Annotated in this window: 1 protein-coding gene and 1 pseudogene; both read left to right on the forward strand. The window is 65.4% G+C overall.

Going from position 1 to position 2,479, the window contains the following annotated elements:
- Window positions 1–110 precede the first annotated feature (110 nt).
- Window positions 111–533: pseudogene (locus QZH52_RS38515) on the forward strand (tyrosine-type recombinase/integrase); the annotation flags it as partial.
- A 10-nt stretch (window positions 534–543) separates the two neighbouring features.
- On the forward strand, window positions 544–1,728 hold the full coding sequence (locus tag QZH52_RS38520) for an IS91 family transposase (RefSeq protein WP_301816531.1): 1,185 nt from the start codon (window positions 544–546) through the stop codon (window positions 1,726–1,728).
- Window positions 1,729–2,479 lie beyond the last annotated feature (751 nt).

Raw genomic sequence — 2,479 nt, forward strand, 5'->3', positions numbered from 1 at the left:
ATGCGAGATCACCGAGCTTCGTACTTCCACTTCCATCGTTTGCTCCTTGGAGTTGATGGGTGAGGAAAATTCGACGACCACAGATGGGGATTATTGGAAGACCACTGACAGACAGCCAACGCATGACGCTGCGAGTGGAACAAGGCAAGGGACACAAGGACCGCTATGCCATGCTCAGCCCGGTGCTGCTGCAGCGCCTTCGCACCTGGTGGCGCATCGCTCACGCCCAGGGCCGGATGCTGCCCGGCGGCTGGCTGTTCCCCAGCATGAACCCGACCAACGCGCTCACCCCTCGCCAGCTCAACCGCGCAGTGCACGACGCGGCCGACACGGCCGGCATTCACAAGCGCGTATCGATGCACACCTTGAGGCACTGCTTTGCCACGCACCTGCTGGAGCGCAAGGTCGATGTCCGCGTGATCCAGGTGCTGCTCGGCCACAAGCGCCTGGAGACCACCACCGTGTACACCCACGTGGCCACCGATCTGCTGCACGAGGTGTTCAGCCCTCTAGAGGCGTTGCCGCCGGCCTGAGGTGCCGGCCGTGGGCCGGCCCTCCCTGGAGGTCGCCGACATCTTCCGCCAGCACGCGCCGGCTTGGCGCGCCGAGCAGCGCGGCCATCTGAGCCTGGCGCAGCTGAAGGTCATGTCGGCCATCGAACAGTGCCGCAGCGCGGCACTGGGTGGACACGTCTTGCGCTGCGAGGGCTGCGGCACCGATCAGATCGCCTACAACTCCTGCCGCAATCGCCACTGTCCGAAGTGCCAGAGCACGGCGGCGCAGCGCTGGCTCGAGGCGCGCCAGGCCGATCTGCTGCCGGTGGAGTATTACCACGTGGTGTTCACGCTGCCGGCGCCGATCGCCGACATCGCCTACCAGAACAAGGCCGCGCTCTACGGGCTGCTGTTCGACCTGGCTGCCGAGGTGCTGCTCACGATCGCTGGCGATCCGAAGCACCTGGGCGCCAGGATCGGCGCGACGCTGGCGCTGCACACCTGGGGCTCGGCCCTCACGCACCACCCCCATGTGCACGGCATCGTGCCCGGTGGTGGCCTGGCCCAGGACGCTACGCGCTGGGTGGCCTGCCGTCCGGGCTTCTTCCTGCCGGTGCGGGTGCTCTCGCGCCTGTTCCGGCGCCGCTTCCTGGAAGAACTGCAGCGCCTGCACGCCGGCGGCCAGTTGCGTTTCTTCGGCGAGCAGGCCCATCTAGCCGACGCGCAGGCGTTCAAGATCTGGCTGGCGCCACTGCGCAAGATCGAGTGGGTGGTCTACGCCAAGCGGCCCTTCGCGGGGCCGCAGGCCGTGCTGGCCTACCTCTCGCGCTACACCCACCGGGTGGCGATCTCCAACAGCCGGCTGCTCGCGCTGGACGAGCGCGGCGTGACCTTCCGATGGAAGGACTACCGCGCCAAGGGGAACACGCGACACAAGGTCATGACGATCTCGGCGCACGAGTTCATGCGCCGGTTCCTGCTGCACGTATTGCCCAAGGGCTTCCATCGCATCCGCCACTACGGGCTCCTGGCAAACGGCGCGCGCACGGCGAGTCTCGCCACCGCGCGCGAGCTGTTGCACGCAACTCCAGCGCCATCGACGTGCACCGACCGGGTCGAACTCGGCGCCGAGATGCATCCCGAGCGCCCCACCTTCATCTGCCGGCACTGCGGCCACGCCATGACCATCGTGCAGGTCTTCATCCGCGGACAAGCCATTCGCGCACCACCATGACCGCACGTCCATCCCTTGCGTCCTTGAAGTCGACCAGCGAACGAGTCGGCGGAGCCGGCGCGTGCCCTATGCGCCCCGCCGTCCCAGCGCTTCGATGCCCCATCCTCGCGAGCGCATATCGCAGCGCTTCGAAGGGGCGACAACCACTATTGAGCACATGTGCGCAACGCTCACGTGCCAAGGTGGACGGCCTGGCACTCGCCACTATCGCCATAGCTTCACGGCCCTGAACACTCGCCGCGGCGAACTCCGCGGTTTCCTCCCTCGAGGCTTGTGCGACACCTGCCCTCAGGTGCTGGTCGATCTATGCGCTGCGCGTCTGCCGGGCAGATGTCCCACAACCCTTAACGTCAGCTGTCTTTGCGGATCGCTCGACGAACTCACGCTGTGAGGCCGAATCCTGTCGTCCCTGGGCGAAGAATTCCCGGTCTCAACGACTGGTCCGAAGGTATTGCAGTCGTAGCTCGGCTGCGTCCCTACGGCAACGCCGCTATCGCAGGGTTGAGCGACCGCTTTCTTGGCCGCCAAACTGGAGGTCAGGGCCCTAAGCGGACCCTGGCGGCTTTGCGAAAGCGGTCGTTCGAGGCGCGTAGCGCCGTGCCCTTTGCGGAACCAGCGCCTTTGGGAAAGCTGACGTTTAATACCAATTTGCGTTCAATAGATTAGATATGATGTTGTCCCACGAACTTCAAGGAGTCGTGGATGAAGACATTGATCGTGGGTGATAAGCCGACTGTCGAGCGCTTGGCGG

Origin of the sequence: Variovorax ginsengisoli, from assembly GCF_030486595.1 — a bacterium.
Taxonomy (GTDB): Bacteria; Pseudomonadota; Gammaproteobacteria; order Burkholderiales; family Burkholderiaceae_C; genus Variovorax; species Variovorax ginsengisoli_B.